This is a genomic window from Oscillospiraceae bacterium (assembly GCA_035353335.1).
In the GTDB taxonomy this organism is placed as follows: domain Bacteria; phylum Bacillota; class Clostridia; order Oscillospirales; family JAKOTC01; genus DAOPZJ01.
The window spans coordinates 1-18351 of record DAOPZJ010000053.1 but is presented as its reverse complement, the minus strand read 5'-3'; the positions used below and the strand labels follow the sequence as shown (position 1 = coordinate 18351).

Genomic DNA, 18351 nt, shown 5'->3' with positions numbered 1-18351 from the left:
TTCATCGGCGTATTCAGGATCGGTTTTCTCAACCGCAGCGCAAAAATCAAAACCGAAGTGAAACCGTTGGGGTTCTTCCCCGCCCTGTTGTTCGGCGTCATCTTCGCGGTCGGATGGACACCCTGCGTCGGCGCGTTCTTAGGTTCAGCGCTCGGCCTTGCCGCGAACAGCGACACGGTTGTCAGCGGGATCTTGCTGCTTGCGGTCTTTTCCCTCGGCCTCGGCGTTCCGTTTTTGCTCAGCGCGGTGCTGATTGACCGGTTAAAGAACCTGTTCGGCTTTATCAAAAAACACTATCGGCTCGTAAACACGGTCTGCGGCTCGCTGCTCGTCATTGTGGGGATTCTGATGATGGCCGGCGTTGCGGACCGGCTGATGACGGCGCTCAATACCTGAGCGGAAAGCTGCAACTATGAAACCATCTGTTAAAGCAATCATTTGGGCGGCGGTGATCGTGCTCGTGCTTGCCGGCTCGTTTCTCGCCTATCGCGCGCTGGGAGGAAAATTCAACGCCTCATCGGCGTCTTCCGAAACACTGACCCCCGCGGCGGATTTCACTTTCTATGACGCGGAAGGCAGCGGGATCACCCTTGCTTCGAAGTTCGGAAAACCCATCGTGCTCAATTTCTGGGCAACCTGGTGCGGCCCGTGTCAGGAAGAGCTTCCCGCTTTCAACAAAGCATTTTCACAATTCGGTGAAAAGGTCGAGTTTATAATGATTAACCTGGATGACCCGGGCACCGAATCCGAGGTTCAGACGTTTTTGTCGGAACAGGGTTATGATTTTCCGGTCTTTTACGACACCGATTACAGCGGAACCAGGGCTTATAAAGTCCAGGGAATTCCGGTCAGCTATTTTATCACTCCTGACGGAAAGATCGCGGCAGAGCATATCGGCTCCGTCAGCGAAAAGGCGCTTTGGGATTATATCGATCGGATTTCGGAGTGAACGGTAAAATAAAAACCCCCGCGCGGCTTGACGCGCGGGGGTTTACACTTGAACTGCTATATCATGATGTCCCGATAATGAACGATCTTTGTGACCGTTTTGCGCAGTGTGCGCGCGTCGAGCCGCTCGACGTTGTCCTGTCCGGCTTTTTCGTCGCAGTAATCCGAACGGTAGAGTTCGAGTTTGATATCTAACGGATAGATCGGTTTATACGGCTTGAATTCCCCGGCAAGGGCTCGCTTCATCGCTGTTTTCGCCGCGTCGTGAATGCGCTGTTCGGCGACTTCGAGCGGTTCGAGTTTGGCTTTGTTGCGCCCGATGCCGTATTTGACGACGGCGGTCTCGATATTGCCGAGCAGTGCTTTGGCCTCGACGCAGGCGGCTTCGTCGCCCGCGAGCATACAAAACGGGATGTCATAAGCGCCCGCAAGCAGCGCAAGCTGCCCGGTCTCGCCCATCTTGCGTCCGTTGACGTAATAATTAAACCACTGGCGTGAATTCTGGGTATGGTCCAAAAAGCCGTTTTGGGTGCCCGCCATCGCATGCGCGCCAACTTCCATGAACAGGTCGATTTCGCCGTTGATGATGATCTCATCCCACTTGTAACGGTCCTCGGGCAGCAACGCGCGTTTGTCAATTTCCTCATGGATAAGCCCGCCGCTGCCGTGTCCGTCAAGAACCCAGACCTTGTCCGCGCCGCCGTCGAAACAGCCGGCGATCGCCGCGTTCAAGTCCGCGGTGAGCCGCCTTTTTGCGATGCGGTGCCCCTCGGTGCCCTCCTCGCCGATCATTTCAAAGCGATCGACGCCGCTTGCGCCTTCGAGATCGGTGATGATGTAAACCGTCATAATTTTTTCATCCTTTCGTTTGAGTCGGGGAGTTTTGCCCGTTCGGGCAAAACTTCAGGTTTGAAAATCTATTTTCAAACTTTCCTCCGTTTTTCCTAAAGTCTCTATGGTCAGTTCTCTGATAATTTCATCGGTGACAAACGTCGGCGGTTCCGGCGGCAAAGTCGCATAATGGTCGTTTATTACATAACGAAGAGCCCGGTCCGCCAATTCGGTTGAAATCTTTCCGACACCTTCCGGTACGGTTTTTCCGAGCAACGGTCTGAGCTTTTCTTTCCACCAAAGCCCGTCCATCACCGTGCGGTCAAACCGAAAGCATTCGTCCCAGCCTGTGAGATTCGCCGCTTCGGCTTTTTTCCAGATGTCTTTATGAAAAAATTCGTCAAAAGCGGCATCGGTGATACAGTGGACGCAATACCCGAGCAGAAGATCATTGTCATATTTCTTTCGGTTTTCACAGTAGAATTTCCCGACGTTTTCATACCACTCAGGGAGTGATTTAGCGCGCAAATGTGCCGCCCAGCGCACATCCTTGGGCGCAAAACCGCCGACATTGACGCTGTCGGGCAGAAAACAACCCAGATAAAACTGCCCCGTTCCTTTCACCCGATTGTCAGCTTTGGCGATACCGTCACCGACCAGTAAATGCATCATTGTTGACGCCATCCGTTCACCACCTTAACCGCAATTATAACAGGTGAAAAAGCCGATTGCAAGAAAGCCAAATGATATTTGGCGTTCCATCATAAAACTTCTCATTCACGGACATATTTCTGCCATTTTTATCTTTTATAATGGATACCGAGGTGATTTTCATGAAGAAAACCGCAGTCAAATTATCCATCGACGTTTTTATGACGGGCATGTGGCTCGCCCTGATGACATATGACCTGACCGGTTCGGTTTGGCACGAAATTCTCGGAATCGGCATGGCGGTTCCGCTGTTTTTCCACCTGTTTTTAAACCGGAAATGGATTACGGGCGTAACCGGAAAACTGTTCAAGACCAAATTCAACGTCAACACCGTGCGCTGGATCTGCGATGTGTTGATGCTCATCGGGTATGTGCTGACCGCCGTCTCGGGCATTGCAATCTCAAAGGAACTTTTTTGGCCGCTTCGGGCAGAAAACAACGCCCTGTGGTACGCCGTTCACGCCTGGGCTGCTTATGTAACGCTGGCGGTCATGGGTATCCACATCGGACTGCACTGGAAAATGATCCTCGGCTTTTTCCGCTCGATGTTCGGCTCGCAAAAAATCACCCGCGCGCGCAGAACCGTCGGCGCGGTGATCTCGCTGGCCGTCATCGTCTACGGCATTAAATCGACCGTCACCTACAGTTTGCCGACCTATACGGCAGCCGATGACGCGACAACGGACTATACGGTATCGCAGCTCTCTTATGCCGAATACGGCAGTGAAGGAACGGGCTTGAAAATTATCAATATCGACACAAAAATATCCTCAAACAACACCATCACCGAGACCCCGCAGGCCGGAGACACTTTTAACGATTATTTGGGACGCCTGTTTTGCAACGGCTGCCACAGGCATTGTTCGCTGCTTGCGCCTGCTTGTTCGATAGGGCGTTCGCTCGTCACCGAAGCCAAGACGATTTATACGGAATTCACGGCTTCCGCTTCTTCCGAAAACACTCCGTCAAGTTCGGCTGCATCATCGGAAGCGGCTTCTTCCCAATCTTCGGCTTCGTCAGAGACAAGCTCTGCGCAGACCCCGGGCAGCCAAACCGCTTCTTCAAAACAATCCGCATCCTCCGAACAGACCGGTTCCGCGCAGACCCCAAGCAGCGCGCAGTCCGCTTCCTCAGCGACACAGATGCCTTCAAACGATAACATCGAATATGTAGAATTGGGCAACGGCAAAAAAATCGCCCAAAACCTCTCGATTCTGGGCATGTATATCGCGGGAACCTACTATATCGTCGAGTTCCTGGGTAAGAGAAACGGTTAGACGATTTTAACCGCGCAGTATCCCGCAAAGGACTGCGCCGGGATGGTAAATTCCAACCGCCCGTTTTCGCTGATGAATTTCAGCGGGAGCGGGTTTTGGTTTTCGGGCGAATACAGAGTAATCGATTGGGCTTTCTGAAGCGTGTTGAGTTTTACATTTACCTCGCCGATCTTTTCGGCGCCGGGGCAAAATACCTCGACCGGGTCGAGGTATCCGCAGTCGCCGTTCTTTTTAACCGTATCACCGATGTTTACGAGGTGCAATGTATGACAGGTTTCATTTTTAAAAAGCGAGACAAACAATTCCGCTTCGCTTTCGACCTCATAAACGGTTTCCCCGAGCCGCTCGAGCAGCGCTTTCCCGCCGGTCTCACGCAGTTTGTCAAGCGCATAGGGCTGTACTTTTCCGCGGTGTTTGAGGTCATCGCTGCGCGGGACGTTGAGCACATCCTGATAGACATCGGCACACTCGGAAGGATCAATCAGCATAATTTCGCCTTTTCCGAGTTTTTGACTCTTACAAAGCGCGGGAGTTTCACGGCTGCTTCCGTCGGGTTTGAAAATGCCGAAATCGCCGACGATCAGCAGCTTTCCGCCGTTTTGTACATACCGCTCAAGGTCTTTCAGGGTTTTGTCGGAGAGCATCGCCGTATAAGGCGCTAAAATCGCCTTGTGCCCGGCAAAGTGTTCACCGTCGTCCTCGAAAACCATATCGGTCGCGATGCCGGACATCATCGACGCCTGCATCCACTGCAAAAATTTGTGCATATACCGGTCGCACCCGTCGGCGTAATCGCGGGTGTTCTGCGACAACAAAAACGCGAGATCGGCGAGTTTTTTGGGGTGTTCGTATAATTCGGCATAGGTCTCTTCGAACCGGCGCAGTTTGCCTTCGTCAAGATAGTTGTCCAAATTTTCTCCGCCGCATTGGGTGAACAGCTGACCCCACGCCATTGAGAGCGCCCAGCCGAAGTATAATGACGAATCCGTACAGGGGTAAAACATCGACATTGCCGGGACGCCGCGCTTACGCCCCATACAAAACCGGTGCACCGCTTCGGCCGCGAAAAACGGCCACGACTGGGAGATGATGTGCATGCTGCAGTTTTCCTGGAAGATGCAGTCCCAAATCTCCGCGCACTTTTCAAACGGATAGGCGGTCACATTGGTCGTAATCACGCCGGAAATGTAGTTCGGGCGCAGCATCTTGTATCCCAAATCCTCATAATGCTTTTTGACGGCATAGGCGAAATCGAGGGTCGATTCGTCTTTAAACCGTTTCCATGCGACAAAAACCGGGTCTTTGAAATTCCAGTAAAATTCTTTCCACTGTTCGGGCCGCGGAATTTCGTAACCGGTCTTTTCACGGAACAGCCGGCGGCAGTGTTCGCAGGTGCAGGCGTTAAACGACGCCCAGCCCGTGCCGTCGTTGCCGAAATATTGAATGTCGTCGGTCATAATGCCGTCGACGCCCCGTTTATAGACGTCCTCAAGATAGTTGAAATACAGCCGCCGGTAATCGGGATTATTAAAACACATCCCGTAACCGTGATAAGTCGTAATGCCCGCTTTGCCGCTGCGCCCCGAGATCTGGCGTAAACTCGACATCTTCACGCCGTCGATGACCGGGTCACCATAGGCGTCCTCCCAAAATCCTTCCCAGTCCCCGGGCTTGGAGTTGCGAGAACGCAGGACGTTTTCGGCCCATTTTCGGTCGTCTTCATTCTGCGGATTAAAAGTCAGATGAGAACTGTGGTGTTCGACATACTTAATGCCGTACTTATGGCAGGCCTTGACGAGCTTTTCGATGCAGGCATTGATGATATCCCAGTGGCGCGTAAACGACCAGCGAAAATGCGTGCAACTGAATCCGATCAGGATATTGATGCCGACGTCGGCATACCGCTTGAATTTGGCGTCCATATCCCCCTGAGAAAACTCAAAAATCTCTTTCGCGTCATACCAAATCCAACCGTACCGCATCATACCGATAACTCCCTTTCCACTTTATCTCACCGTAGTGTTTAGTCGATTTTAACCGCGCAATATCCCGCAAAGGTCCCCGTCGGGATCATGAATTCAAGCCGACCGTTTTGATCGAACGAAAGCGGCAGCGGGGTTTCGTTTTCGGGGGTATAGAGCGTGACCGATTTTGCTCCGGAGAGCGCGTTCATCTTTACCTTGACCGTACCGATTTTGGGTGCATCCGCACCGAACGCTCGGATCGGCTCGATATGATCGACTTCTCCGCTCTTTTTAACCGTGCCGCCGATATTGACGATATGCAGCGTATGGCAGGACTCATTTTTAAATAACGAGACAAACAGCTCGGCGTCGCTCTCGACCTCGCAGACGGTTTTTCCTAACCGTTTGTGCAGCGCTTTGCCGCCGGTCTGACGCAGCTTATCAAGTGCATACGGCGTCGCGGGAACCCGGTCGGAATAATTGACGTCTCTGCGCACGTTCATAAAGTCCTGATAAATTTCGGCGCATTCGGACGAATCCATCAAAACGACTTCGCCTTTGCCGAGCTTTTGGTTTGCGCAAAGCGCAGGCGTTTCCCGTTTGCCTCCGTCGGGTTTGTAAACCCCGAAGTCGCCGACGATCAGCAGTTTTCCGCCGTTTATCACATATTGTTCAAGGTCCTGTAAAACTTTATCGGAGAGCATCGCCGTGTAAGCCGCGACAATCACCTGATGATCGCCGAAATGTTCGCCGTCGTCTTCAAAAACCATATCGGTCGCGATCCCGGACATCATCGACGCCTGCATCCACTGTAAAAAACGTTTCATATAGCCGTCGCATCCGTCGGCATAATCGCGGGTGTTCTGCGACAATAAAAACGCGAGATCGGCAATCTTTCTCGGGTGCCCGTACAATTCCGCATTTGCACTTTCAAACCTGCGCAGCTTACCCTCGTCGAGATATTTGTCGAGGTCGTCTCCGCCGCTCTGGGTAAAAAGCTGCCCCCAAGCCATCGAAAGCGCCCAAGTGAAATACAGTCCCGATTCCGTCGCGGGATAAAACATCGACATCGCCGGCACGTCCCCTTTGCGGGCCATACAGAACCGATGGACGGCTTCGGTCGCAAAGGACGGCCAGGACTGAGAGATAATATGGCTGTAGCAGTTCTCCTGAAAGATGCAGTCCCAGATCTCTGCGCATTTTTCAAACGGCGCCGCGGTCACATTGGTAAACAGCACATGGGAGATATAATTCGGGCGAAGCATCTTATAGCCCAAATCCTCGTAATGCTTTTTGACCGCATAGACAAAATCGAGCGTGGATTCATCCTTGAACCGTTTCCAAGCCACGAACGCCGGGTCTTTGAAATTCCAATAAAAATCTTTCCATTTCCCGGGGCCGGGGATGTCATACCCGGTTTTTTCTTTGAGCAGACGGCGGCAGTGTTCGCAGGTGCAGGCATTAAAAGATGCCCAGCCGGTGCCGTCGTTGCCGAAATACTGGATGTCGTCGGTCATGATGCCGTCGACGCCCTGCGCATAGATATCCGCGAGGTGCTTGAAATAAATCCGTCTGTAATCGGGGTTGTTAAAACAAAAGCCGTAGCCGTGATAGGTCGTGATGCCGATTTTGCCGCTTCGGCCGGAAATCTGCCGCATACTCGACAGCTTGACGCCGTCGATCTCCGGATCGCCGCAGGCGTCCTCCCACAAACCCGGCCATTCGTCCGACGAACCGCCGCGGGAAGTAAACATCCGCTCGATGATTTTCTTTTCTTCGTCGTCCTGAGGGTTAAAAGTCAGATGGGAGCTGTGGTGTTCGACGTATTGAATTCCGTATTTATGGCAGGCCCTGACCAGCTTTTCGATGCAGGCGAGAATCACATCCCAGTGGCGGAAAAACGACCAGCGGAAATGCGTGAGAGTGGAGCCGATCAGAACCGTGATGCCGATGTCGGCATACCGCTTGACTTTGGCGTCCATATCCTCTTGCGTAAACCTGAAGATCTCGTCGGAGTCGTACCAGAACCATCCGTACCGTGCCATTTGATGACCGTCCTTTCTGTATGAATCGGTTTCTCATTCCGAAGATTCGCTTTTGGATCTTTCCTCGCGTTTTTGCATAGTAAAGATGACCGCCGACAATATCACCAAAAGCCCGAATGAGATGATGAAGTGATAAAGTCGGTTCCCTACCGTGATCCCGAACAGATTCAGATACTTCCCCTCGGTCCATTGGACGAAGTATTTCCCGAACAGCGCACCCGCAAATGCGGCCAAGCTTGCCGCAGTGGAGTAAAACGCCAGACAGGATGATTTCGATTCCTCGGGCATCCGCATAAACGGCAGGTTAGAAAACCCTAACGACAGCCCCGGACTCACAAAGCTGGTATAAATACAAAGTACCGGATAGATCCAGATCGTTTTTTCGGTGATCAGCATGTTGAAAATCTGCGGCAGCGAAAAGAGAATGATAGACAGCGCGAGTGTGTAAAACCATCCCAGCTTTTTGACAATCCGGTTCCAAACCGGCATCATGATCAGCAGGATCGGCAGTGAGAAAATGCCCATGAACGTGTAAAGCGTATAGCTCATTTTTGCTTCTTCGAGCAAATGAACCGTAAAATACTGCCCTTGGATCGCCACGGTAAAATTATAAGCCGCGGCAATCAGCACAAGCGGGATAAAGCCCTTGCTTTTCATCGGCGCGGAGAAGATCGAGATAAAATCGAGCTTTTCCGGCTTGGGATATTCCACCTCGCGGATTCGGAAAAACATGTTGCATTCAAAAGCGACGAATACTACCGCCAAGCCGCGCAAAATCAATATGCCGGTCAGCGCCGCATCGTGCGCTTTAAATTGATCCAGTAAAAATCCGCACGAGACCATGGTCAGGGCGTTCAATATGGTATATGCCATCTGCTGCAGCGAGAAGTAGTCAGCCCGCCGGTCAGGCGTGATGTAGGTGATATGCCAGGCCGAAATGGCCGGGCTGTTGATCGACATCGAAATCTGCATGATGATCATCAAAGCGATAAAGACGGAGATCTGCGGCTTTTGTGAAAGCGGAAGCAGCGGAACGAGCGGAAGCAAAACCGCATTGATGCCGTAGTAAACAAGACGGGTCGCAAAAACAAACGCCTTGCGCGATTTTAAACGCTCGATCAGAACGGGCGCGAAAATCTGCGCCATGCCGCAGGCGGTTTGAATGCTGACGATGGTTCCGATATAAGAGTTTTTGACGCTGTCGCTCTCGCCTTTGAGCAAAATTAAAACCAATCCGGTAAAAAATACGCCGTTCATCGTCACAGCCGCGAGATTGCCGAAGGCGTTGCCCCAGAAAACCCGGCGCAGGTCCTTCGCATAACCGTCACGGTCGTTATAAAGGGCGTTAAAGCGGCTCTCTTTGATGCCTGCTATGTAATTATAAAGCACATCGCCGAAATGTGAAAAGAAATTCCGGAAGAATTTCATAGAGATATACACACCGTTACCAGATTTGAAAAAATCCACCGTATAAAGAATTGGCATTCCGCCGTGTCAATGATATTATATTGCGCTGCGCTTGTCAATCGTTCTTGAAAATGTTCCCGCAATCCGTTATAATATGGTAAAATAAGTGTCAGGAGAACGATTATGAGCTATATTATGGCCTTGGATTCCGGCACGACAAGCGCCCGCTGCATCCTCTTCGACCGCGTGGGCAATATCAAAAGCACGGCCCAAAAAGATATCCGCCAATTTTATCCGAAACCCGGCTGGGTCGAGCATGACCCGATGGAGATCTGGGCTACTCAGATCGGCGCGGCACAGGAGGCCATGCAGAAAATCGGCGTCTCTGCGCGCGACATCTCGGCGGTCGGCATCACCAACCAACGCGAGACCACAATTGTATGGGACAAGACCACCGGCGAACCGGTTTATAACGCCATCGTCTGGCAATGCAGACGCACCGCGGAGTACTGCGATGAACTCAAAGCCAAGGGGCTGGCCGAGAAGTTCCGGCAAAAGACCGGACTGGTGATTGACGCGTATTTTTCCGGCACCAAACTGCGCTGGATTTTGGAAAACGTCCCCGGCGCAAGACAGCGCGCAGAGCGCGGGGAACTGTTATTCGGCACAGTCGAGAGCTGGCTGATCTGGCGGCTAACCGGCGGAAAAGTACATATCACCGATTATTCCAATGCTTCGCGCACTTTTTTATATAACATCAACGACCTGTGCTGGGATAAAGAGATTCTGGCCGAGCTCGATATCCCTGCCTGCATGCTGCCCGAGGTCAGGCCGTCGTCGTGCGTCTACGGCGAGACCCTGCCCGATTTTTTCGGCTATCCGATTCAAATCGGCGGCGCGGCGGGTGATCAACAGGCGGCGCTGTTCGGGCAGACCTGCTTTTTCGCCGGGGAAGCCAAGAACACCTACGGCACCGGCGGATTCTTGCTGATGAACACCGGCGAAAAACCCGTGTTTTCCGAAAACGGCCTGATCACGACGATTGCATGGGGCGTCGACAACAAGGTTGAATACGCGCTCGAGGGCTCGATTTTTATCGCAGGTGCCGCCATCCAGTGGCTGCGGGATGAGCTGCATCTGGTCTATAATGCCGCCGATACCGAATATTTCGCCTCAAAAGTACCCGATACCGCCGGGTGCTATGTCGTCCCGGCCTTTGTGGGGCTTGGTGCGCCGTATTGGGACCCGTATGCGCGCGGCTGCATCGTCGGGCTGACCAGGGGTGTCACCCGCGAACACATCATCCGCGCGACGCTCGAATCCATCGCCTACCAGACCGGCGACGTGATTTCGGCAATGGCGCAGGACTGCGGCAAGACCCTGCGTTCGCTGCGTGTCGACGGCGGCGCATCGGCGAACAACTTTTTAATGCAGTTTCAGGCCGACGTCATCGGCGCACCGGTTCACCGCCCCGCCTGCATCGAGACCACCGCAATGGGCGCGGCCTATCTCGCGGGGCTTGCGGTCGGCTATTGGGAGAGCAAATACGAAATCGAAAAGAATTGGAAACGGGAACGCACTTTCGAGCCGAAAATGTCGTGCGACTGTCAACAAGAACTATTAAAAGGTTGGAAAAAAGCCGTCGACTGCTCCCGGGGCTGGGCGAAACCTTAATATCGTTTTAAGTGATAATATGACTGGAGGTACACATGGTTGACGACATCAAAAAAGCCGCTCTTGAAAGCGACATCAAAATCGAAGTCATCCCGATCGGCAAAATGGCGGAACTGAAAGCGGACATCAATAAAGTCGCTGCCGATAATGCGATCAACGGGTTTCAGAAATGGATCATCGAAAAGAAATATGTCTATACCCCGGAGGTTGATTTCGAGGTCAAATCCGTTGTCGTCGCAGTGTGGCCGCAAAGGGTCGTCAATTTGGTTTTTCGCTATCGGGGAAAAACGGTTTCCTGCATTGCGGACGACGGGTTTTTACATACGGCCGAACGGGACGACGCTTTAAAAGCGCTCTTTGAACAGCGCGGTTTTCATCTCAAGCCCTTTTCGTGGATGCCGCAAAAGCGGCTTGCGGTCTGCGCGGGTTTATGCGAATACGGGCGCAGCAACATCACCTATTGCGGCGATTGGGGCAGTTTTATCAAATTGAATTCCTATGCCGCCGACCTGCCCGCTGAGGGCTATTCCTGGCGCGAAGCCGTCACCATGGAGTTGTGCGATACCTGCGGAAAGTGCATCGCAAATTGTCCGACCAAGGCCATTTTGCCCGACCGCTATTTGATCGACAACGAAATTTGCCTTGCGAACGTCAATGCTCGCGACGATCTTGATATTCCCGAATGGGTGCCGAAATCGGCGCATCATCGGCTGCTCGAGTGCACCAAATGTCAGGACGTCTGCCCGATGAATCAAAAGCGTCTTGCGAATGTTGAGAAAATCGAGTTTTCGGAAGACGAAACCGAGACCATGCTCCGTAGTGCTTCATTTAAAGATTACCCTGATATGATTAAAGAGAAACTGTGGATTTACGACAACGGCGACGAATTAAAGTGCATTCCGCGCAATCTGCGGTTGATGTTGGAAAATGCGTGAAAATTAGTAGGACGAGATGTGGTCATCCCACCCTACAAGATAATATCCGCTTAACACATATGCCGGATGTTCCTACAGCAACTTCCCCTCAATTCGATAACTGCCGCAAACCAGTTCTATAACCGGTTTATTATTTTCGCTGTGCATTTGAACGCCATCGGCCTCTTCGGCTTTTACACCGCTTTCGGTCAGATCGCGGCAATCCGGCAGATACAACGTCGCGCGGCAAGCGGACGGAATGTCCAGCTCGACGATGAATGCGCCGTTTGCGATAAGAAAACGGCAGCCGACCGTACCGCGCACCGTCGAGATCTCGCAGCGCGCGCCCGAAAGGCCCGAGGTCAATGCGGGTCTGGCCATGATATGCGCATAGCCCGGTTCGTTTTCGTCGGCGCTGATTCCGGCGATGTATTGATAAAAAAACGCGGAGAGGTCGCTGAACATGTGGTGGTTGTGCGAACCGCCGCCGTTCCAGCACTCCCAGAGGGTGTTGGCGTTTAACTCGACCCATCTGCGCACGCTCGGGAAATCGGGTTGAAGCAGCATTTTGATACCGACCTCACCAAGCCCGCCCGCGCCGAGCGCATGCATGACGGCCTTATTTCCCAAAACGCCGAAGTCGAGATGGCCGTTCTGCTCGTCGATTTGAGTCAGCAGCCGGGCATACAGGCCGGGAAGCTCCTCCGGTTCGGCGAAACCGTGGTAAATCATCACGCCGGTCGAGGTCTGACAATTCCCCGTGACCAGATCGTTTTTTGAATCATAAAACGCGTCCCGGAAGGCCTTTTTAATCTCTTTTGCGCGTTTTTGATAATGCAGCGCGTCGCGCTTGTTGCCTAAAATCTCCGCCATCTGCCAAAGGCGCCTCGCCGCCGTGTGATAATAAGCCGTATCGGTGACTTCGGTCGGGCATTTGAAATTGCTCATGTTGACGGTGACGGCCTCGCCCTCGAACGGCGGACACCAGTCGCCGAGGCCGTAATGCACGATATCATCGGTCGCCATATGCTCCATAAAAGCAAAATGTTTTTGGATCGCCTCGTAATTTTCATACAGCACCTGCATATCGCCGGATGCAACATACAGATTCCACGGGATGTCGACGATTGCGGACGACCAGTCGGGCCCGTTCATGCTGTTATAGCCCCAACCGGCAGTCGGGGCGATGCAGGGAATCAGACCGTCAATACGCTGTGCACGGCGAATGTCACCCAGCCATTTACTCAAAAACGCTTTTGCTCCGAAGTTGATGGTAAGCTGTTCGGAAGACAGCGAGCCGTCGCCCGTCCAGGCGCTTTTTTCGCGGTGGGTATCGCTTGCGAAAATCCCCATCATGCACGAAGTCGAAGACCTGCGGCACATATGCTGCACTTTGTTCAAGACCTCATCGGAGCAATTGAAAACGCTGTTTTCGGCCACATCGTTATGAAGCGTCAGCGCCGTCACATCGGAGAGTTGGGGCGTATAATCAATGCCCGAGAGTTCGATATATTGAAAGCCGTGATAGGTGAAAATCGGATGCCAGACCTCTTCTCCGTCGGTCTTTTTGATGTATTTATCGGTCTGGAAGCAGTAATTTTTGATAAATACATCGAGCTGCTTGTGGGTCAGCCGCCTGTCGGGCGTCAGAAGGTCGGAATAGCGGATTGTGATCCCGGTACCCGCCTTTCCCCTGAAAACAAACGCGCCGATGCCCCCCTGATTTTGCCCCACGTCAAAGACCCAGCCGTCGGGCGTCTGCCAGAGATCGACCGCAGGAAACCGTTCGCAGATGCGGATCGGCTCCATCTCCATCGCTTTTAATACGCCGCCGGGACTTCTCATCAGCCGCGCCGGCTGCCAGGCGGAATCGTTGAAGCCGGCATCATTCCAGCCGGGTTGTTCGAGACGGGCGTCATAATGCTCGCCGTGGCGGATGCCGTTGAAAAAGATCGGTCCTCTGTCCGATTTCCAGCTGCCGTCGGTCGGGATCATGGTCTTGGTGCCGTCCGAATAAATGATATGCAGTTCCGCGATCAGGCGGGGCCAGCCGCGCCAGGGCGCATGGCTTGAATTCCACGGGTCGTCGGTGAAGCTGTTGTAAAACCCGTTCCCGAGCACTGCCGCAAGCGCGTTTTCCCCGGTCTTGAGCTGCCCGGTCACGTCGTAAACGCGGTAAAAGGAGAGAAGATCATATTGGGTGGGCGGTGTTGAAAGAAAATCGTCCCCGACTTTTTTACCGTTCAAACAGGCCTCGAAATATCCGAGTCCGCAGATGACAAGCCGTGCGCATTCAACCGGTTTCTTAACCGAAAAGACCTTGCGCAGATAGGGCGCCGCCAGCGCGTCCTGTTCTTTTTGCGCGAACTTCGGCGCTTTATCGATAAAATCGGCGGTGATCCACTTGGCTTTCCACGGCGTGTCCAGTTTGGCGGTTTCAAAAAAGGCAATCTCCGACCGAACCTCTTTGCCGTCTTCTCCTTTGCATAAAACGCGCCAATAATAACGCGTCAGCGGCTTCAATTTTTCACCGAAATAAGAAATGTACAAAGATTCTCCCGATAAAATCCAACCGCTGTCCCAAATTTCGCCCGTATTTTTTTCAAGTTCTTCACGGTTCTCCGAGACCAAAATGCGCCTTTGCTTTTGGCATTCTCCGCGTTCGGAAGCTCGCACTTTCCACGAAAAACGGAGCGGCGAGTCAAACCCGATATAATCTTTTAAATCGTTGACCGATAAATCATAAATTTTAAGTGCCATAAAACCTCCGTGATGCCCTTTTCTTTCATTCTACCAGTGCAAAGCACCAAGCGCAACGGTCTTTTACTGTTTTTGTTTTTTCCGATTCATTATTTTAAATACTGAAATTTTCTGCTATAATGAAAAACATGAAATTTCGGTAAACTCGACTTCGAGCGCGAGGAAATCATTTATATGAAAATCAACCGTCTCATCGGCGTATTGAACCGTATTGCAGCAAAACCGAAAAGTGACCGCGCCGAATTTATCATGATCAATGAATCAAGCCGGGAGGGTATTATGGGATTATTTAAACCGACGTGGGAGAGTTCGGACCGGGAAAAGGCGCTGCGGGCGATTGATAAGCTGACCGACCCGAAACAGTTGGAACAAGCGGCGCTCACCGCTCCCAACGCTGCGGTGCGTGAAGCGGCGGTGAATAAGATCACCGATCCGGTCGCACTGGCAAAGGCCGTTCAAAACGATAAAAATGAAGCTGTAAGCAATACCGCGCTTTCTCGGTTGAATGATACAAAAATGTTGGCCGCGCTCGTTTTATCGGGCAAAAACGGTATCATCCAATCTTTCGCGCTTGAAAAAATCTCAGATCAAGAGGTGCTGCGCGATATCGTGCTCGTCCTCTCTGCCGACCCTAAAAGAAATAACGGTATGTATGACCGCACCTGGATCAACGCACTTGAAAAGATCACCGATCAAAAAGCGCTTGCGCAGATCGCAGTGAATGCAAAGAGTGACCGTATCAAGTTGGATACCGCATGCAAACTCACGGATACAGCCCTTGCCGAGCGAGTCCTCTTATCCCTGACCCGCTCTGAATTGATACAACTGCGATTTGACGCCGCCGGGCAACTGACTGACGCAAAAGCGGCGCAGCGGGTTTATTATGATGTTCTTTCCGACAAGTCAAAAAGCGATTGGCACGAGCGGGCACTGATTCAGTTGAGCGACCAATCCTTATTGATCGAATCGGCAAAAACTGTGACCGATTTGAAAATCCGCTTGAAAATCGCCGAGAAAATATCAGACGAAAAAGTTGCTCAGCCGATCTTTGCGGAGATCGCCCAAAGCGGCGCCGACGGCTGTACCCGTCTGCGCGCCGCCGAACGGATGACCGACAAAGAGACAGCCCAAGCGGTTTATATCTCAGTCGCAAAGAGCGATAAGCGTTATGAGAGCCGTGTCAATGCCGTCCAAAAGATCACGGATCAGCCGGTTTTAGCCGAACTTGCCAAAACAGACAACGAGTTAAAGGTTCAAAAAGCGGCAGTTGAAAGAATCACCGATCAAGCCCTTTTGCTTGAATTGCTGAATACCGTTAAGGGGCAAGACCTCAAACAAGCCGTCTGCGGTAAAATCGGCCACGAATGGGACAAAGAAACCGGCTGCAAAACCTGCCGCGTCTGCGGCACGGAGAGCCATCTCGGCCCGATTGATGAAAAGGACGCGGGCGGACACGCAGTCAATCAAACCTGCACCGCTTGCGGAAAAATGATCGGACACTATTTCACCGACTGGTGAAAATACATATTAGGAGAAAAAGAAAAAATGAACGATAAGAATCATAAAATCGATTCCCGGTGCGGGCTGCACTGCTCCGACTGCGGATTCAAGGAATCACACGGCTGCGGCGGCTGCATCGGGACCAACGGAAACCCGTTTCACGGAAAATGCCCTGTTGCCGCCTGTTGTCAGGACAAGGGCTTCGAACACTGCGGTCAGTGCCCCGACCTCCCCTGTCAACTGTTGACCGAATATTCCTGCGACCCCGTACATGGTGACAAACCCGCGGGCGCTCGCATCGAACAATGCAAACGCCGGGCGAAGGAATAAAAAGATTATAGGAGCAATTTATGCTGATTCCGCATCTTCACTTTAACAGCGACTGTAAGCAGGCCATCGCCATATATGAAACCGCGTTCGGCACTAAAGCCGAGAGCGTGATTTACAGCCACCAATACGATCCGTCCCAGTCCGTAAGCGACCGCATCGCCCATGCCGTGATGAAAATCCACAGGCAGACGGTGTTTCTGAATGACCGCTTCGGCAATAAAAACCGAACCACCGACTGCGCCGTCCATTTGATTGTGATGTTCGAGAGCAAGGCCGCCCTACTGACTTGCTACGACATTTTGAAAGCGGACAGCATCACGGTCGACCCGATGCAGGAACCGGCCTACAGCCCGCTCTGTGTGCAGTTCATCGATCGATTTGGCGTATTATGGGGCTTTATGGCCGAGGAAAATGCAACGACATGAAGAATGATTCAAAAATTACCGCTTTGCGCATGGAACGGCAGTTTCTCTCGAGGCGCGCAAACAAGGATGAATACCTCACGTTATATCGCGATTTACAGCCGGGGCAGAACGTCTACTGGAACGGCTTCGGCGACCCGCCCTCGCTGACCTTTCGCGCCGACTTTGACGATATCGCCTTCAACCGTGTGCGACAAGCAAGGCACGAGCTGATCAAAGGCCGGTTTTCCGGCGGAAATCTGGGCTGGATCGTCCCCGAAGACCTTGAGCTGTTTATGGCTTTGTACCGAAAACCCCTGCTGAAACCGACCGCAATCCAACGGCGGTTATTAACTTTAATTGAGCGTGAAGGCCCGCTGACGATTCAGATGATGAAAGAGGAGACCGGGCTGCTTGTCAAGGAGATCACCCCCGCTCTGCACCGCTTGCAGGAGGCGTTTTTAATCTACGAAGATCAATACGACGGTGAATGGGATCGGGGCTGGTACCGGTTCGGCGAGATGTTCCCGGACATTGACCCGGATAAATACACACGCTCAGAGGCATTAAAAATCATCTTGCAGCGTTTTGCCTATCGTTTGGTCTTGTTTGATACCGTGATGGCGAAGTCGTTTTACAAGCTGCCCGAAAAGGAGATCAAAGCCGCGGTCTCGGCGCTTGTCACAGGCGATGTTTTAATTGAAACAGATAACGGATATCTGTTGAAAACCGATTGTGCAAAGTTATCTGCGCATGCCGAAAACACGAGCAACACAATTGCGAGTGTTTACGCTTTGCACCGAAACGACATACTGGTTAAGTCAAACGAACACGTTTTAAAAGAGCAGTTCAAGCCGCTTTATGAACATCTTGAATACGACCGCGAGCCATTGCAATATCTGCTCATCGACGGCGAGATTCACGGGATCTCGGTTGGGCATTTCCGCAACGGACCGTATGACTTGAACGATGTGGTAACGGATTTACCCGACACCGAAGCGCGAAAAGAGGAAATTCTCGAAGCCGTTCGGGCGGTCAACGGCGGGAAAACGCCGAAGCGGTTTATGGGAAAAGAAATTTAAAAGGAATAAAAACAATGAAAAGATCCATGATGCATGCATATGTCAAAAACAGCGCGCAGGCCGTCCCGTTTTATTTGAATGCCTTGGGTGCGAAACTCATTTGCTGTCATTACAACGCAGACGGAACGATCGCCCACGCCGAACTGGATATTTACGGACAAGTATTTTCGATTTCCGAATCCGACCAAAAAGAAGTAATTACAGGCAACTCCATGCATTTTTGTCTGCATTTCGGCGAGGGCAATGAAGAACTTGTGCAAAAAATAACCGACAATCTCAGCGAAAGCGGAAAAATCAGTTTTTCCGGGTCGGCTGAATGGAGTCCGTTATTGGCGGATTTAATTGATAAATTCGGCGTGCGCTGGGGTATTTTTGTTTGATGGCGGAGACGATTTTTGTCATCCTGAGAGTAGTCGAAGAATGACATAATTTTTCTTCAAACCTGACACAGTGTTGTCAGGTTTGTTGTTTTATGATATAATCGGCTTGATGGTATGGGTTGTTAAC

At 51.9% G+C, this 18351-nt stretch carries 16 protein-coding genes; 10 read left to right on the top strand and 6 right to left on the bottom strand.

Features of this window, described 5'->3' with window-relative positions; translation table 11 throughout:
* Window positions 1-396: cytochrome c biogenesis protein CcdA (locus PKH29_10320; GenBank protein HNX15229.1), on the top strand; the 396-nt coding region annotated here is incomplete at its 5' end.
* 16 nt (window positions 397-412) lie between these two features.
* Window positions 413-949, top strand: coding sequence for a TlpA disulfide reductase family protein (locus tag PKH29_10315; protein HNX15228.1), 537 nt, complete (start codon window positions 413-415; stop codon window positions 947-949).
* Between the two features lie 56 nt (window positions 950-1005).
* Here the strand turns inward: PKH29_10315 and PKH29_10310 are convergent, their stop codons facing one another.
* Together PKH29_10310 and PKH29_10305 are read right to left on the bottom strand one after the other, a co-directional pair.
* Complete coding sequence (locus tag PKH29_10310) at window positions 1006-1797, bottom strand: M55 family metallopeptidase (protein ID HNX15227.1); 792 nt, start codon at window positions 1795-1797, stop codon at window positions 1006-1008.
* Between the two features lie 54 nt (window positions 1798-1851).
* Window positions 1852-2451: a hypothetical protein gene (locus PKH29_10305; protein HNX15226.1), complete on the bottom strand. Its 600-nt coding sequence runs from the start codon at window positions 2449-2451 to the stop codon at window positions 1852-1854.
* A gap of 161 nt (window positions 2452-2612) precedes the next feature.
* Here PKH29_10305 and PKH29_10300 point away from each other — a divergent pair, with 161 nt between their 5' ends.
* Entirely contained in the window at window positions 2613-3767 is a 1155-nt protein-coding gene (locus tag PKH29_10300) for a DUF4405 domain-containing protein (GenBank protein ID HNX15225.1), read from the top strand.
* Here the strand turns inward: PKH29_10300 and PKH29_10295 are convergent.
* Genes PKH29_10295 through PKH29_10285 form a run of 3 tightly spaced genes read right to left on the bottom strand, consistent with a single transcriptional unit; the run spans window position 3764 to window position 9204 of the window.
* A complete protein-coding gene (locus PKH29_10295) occupies window positions 3764-5752 on the bottom strand; it encodes a beta-galactosidase trimerization domain-containing protein (protein ID HNX15224.1) in 1989 nt (662 codons plus the stop codon). The two genes, PKH29_10300 and PKH29_10295, sit on opposite strands and share 4 nt — an antisense overlap.
* Window positions 5753-5790: 38 nt before the next feature.
* On the bottom strand, window positions 5791-7776 hold the full coding sequence (locus PKH29_10290; protein ID HNX15223.1) for a hypothetical protein: 1986 nt from the start codon (window positions 7774-7776) through the stop codon (window positions 5791-5793).
* A 33-nt stretch (window positions 7777-7809) separates the two neighbouring features.
* Complete coding sequence (locus PKH29_10285; protein HNX15222.1) at window positions 7810-9204, bottom strand: MFS transporter; 1395 nt, start codon at window positions 9202-9204, stop codon at window positions 7810-7812.
* Between the two features lie 159 nt (window positions 9205-9363).
* On the opposite strand from PKH29_10285, the gene glpK reads away from it, so the two are divergent.
* Both glpK and PKH29_10275 read left to right on the top strand, forming a co-directional pair.
* Window positions 9364-10857 carry a glycerol kinase GlpK gene (gene glpK / locus PKH29_10280; protein HNX15221.1) on the top strand — a complete coding sequence of 498 codons (1494 nt, stop codon included), beginning with the start codon at window positions 9364-9366 and terminating at the stop codon, window positions 10855-10857.
* A gap of 35 nt (window positions 10858-10892) precedes the next feature.
* Entirely contained in the window at window positions 10893-11792 is a 900-nt protein-coding gene (locus tag PKH29_10275) for a 4Fe-4S double cluster binding domain-containing protein (GenBank protein ID HNX15220.1), read from the top strand.
* A 72-nt stretch (window positions 11793-11864) separates the two neighbouring features.
* Here PKH29_10275 and PKH29_10270 read toward each other — a convergent pair whose 3' ends face one another.
* Window positions 11865-14531: a family 78 glycoside hydrolase catalytic domain gene (locus PKH29_10270; GenBank protein ID HNX15219.1), complete on the bottom strand. Its 2667-nt coding sequence runs from the start codon at window positions 14529-14531 to the stop codon at window positions 11865-11867.
* A gap of 174 nt (window positions 14532-14705) precedes the next feature.
* Between PKH29_10270 and PKH29_10265 the strand changes: the two genes are divergently transcribed.
* Genes PKH29_10265 through PKH29_10245 form a run of 5 tightly spaced genes read left to right on the top strand, consistent with a single transcriptional unit; the run spans window position 14706 to window position 18224 of the window.
* Window positions 14706-16049, top strand: coding sequence for a hypothetical protein (locus tag PKH29_10265; protein HNX15218.1), 1344 nt, complete (start codon window positions 14706-14708; stop codon window positions 16047-16049).
* A gap of 27 nt (window positions 16050-16076) precedes the next feature.
* Window positions 16077-16361 carry a DUF3795 domain-containing protein gene (locus PKH29_10260; GenBank protein HNX15217.1) on the top strand — a complete coding sequence of 95 codons (285 nt, stop codon included), beginning with the start codon at window positions 16077-16079 and terminating at the stop codon, window positions 16359-16361.
* Between the two features lie 20 nt (window positions 16362-16381).
* A complete protein-coding gene (locus tag PKH29_10255) occupies window positions 16382-16786 on the top strand; it encodes a hypothetical protein (protein HNX15216.1) in 405 nt (134 codons plus the stop codon).
* Entirely contained in the window at window positions 16783-17844 is a 1062-nt protein-coding gene (locus PKH29_10250; GenBank protein HNX15215.1) for a hypothetical protein, read from the top strand. Before PKH29_10255 ends, PKH29_10250 begins: the two co-directional genes overlap by 4 nt.
* Window positions 17845-17858: 14 nt before the next feature.
* A complete protein-coding gene (locus PKH29_10245; GenBank protein HNX15214.1) occupies window positions 17859-18224 on the top strand; it encodes a VOC family protein in 366 nt (121 codons plus the stop codon).
* The last annotated feature ends 127 nt before the right edge of the window (window positions 18225-18351 follow it).

Bases quoted from the DNA above. Each gene is read 5' to 3' on its own strand.
- PKH29_10315 (HNX15228.1), top strand. From the start codon at position 413: ATGAAACCATCTGTTAAAGCAATCATTTGGGCGGCGGTGATCGTGCTC.
- PKH29_10310 (HNX15227.1), bottom strand. From the start codon at position 1,797: ATGACGGTTTACATCATCACCGATCTCGAAGGCGCAAGCGGCGTCGAT.
- PKH29_10305 (HNX15226.1), bottom strand. From the start codon at position 2,451: ATGATGCATTTACTGGTCGGTGACGGTATCGCCAAAGCTGACAATCGG.
- PKH29_10300 (HNX15225.1), top strand. From the start codon at position 2,613: ATGAAGAAAACCGCAGTCAAATTATCCATCGACGTTTTTATGACGGGC.
- PKH29_10295 (HNX15224.1), bottom strand. From the start codon at position 5,752: ATGATGCGGTACGGTTGGATTTGGTATGACGCGAAAGAGATTTTTGAG.
- PKH29_10290 (HNX15223.1), bottom strand. From the start codon at position 7,776: ATGGCACGGTACGGATGGTTCTGGTACGACTCCGACGAGATCTTCAGG.
- PKH29_10285 (HNX15222.1), bottom strand. From the start codon at position 9,204: ATGAAATTCTTCCGGAATTTCTTTTCACATTTCGGCGATGTGCTTTAT.
- PKH29_10275 (HNX15220.1), top strand. From the start codon at position 10,893: ATGGTTGACGACATCAAAAAAGCCGCTCTTGAAAGCGACATCAAAATC.
- PKH29_10270 (HNX15219.1), bottom strand. From the start codon at position 14,531: ATGGCACTTAAAATTTATGATTTATCGGTCAACGATTTAAAAGATTAT.
- PKH29_10265 (HNX15218.1), top strand. From the start codon at position 14,706: ATGAAAATCAACCGTCTCATCGGCGTATTGAACCGTATTGCAGCAAAA.
- PKH29_10260 (HNX15217.1), top strand. From the start codon at position 16,077: ATGAACGATAAGAATCATAAAATCGATTCCCGGTGCGGGCTGCACTGC.
- PKH29_10255 (HNX15216.1), top strand. From the start codon at position 16,382: ATGCTGATTCCGCATCTTCACTTTAACAGCGACTGTAAGCAGGCCATC.
- PKH29_10250 (HNX15215.1), top strand. From the start codon at position 16,783: ATGAAGAATGATTCAAAAATTACCGCTTTGCGCATGGAACGGCAGTTT.
- PKH29_10245 (HNX15214.1), top strand. From the start codon at position 17,859: ATGAAAAGATCCATGATGCATGCATATGTCAAAAACAGCGCGCAGGCC.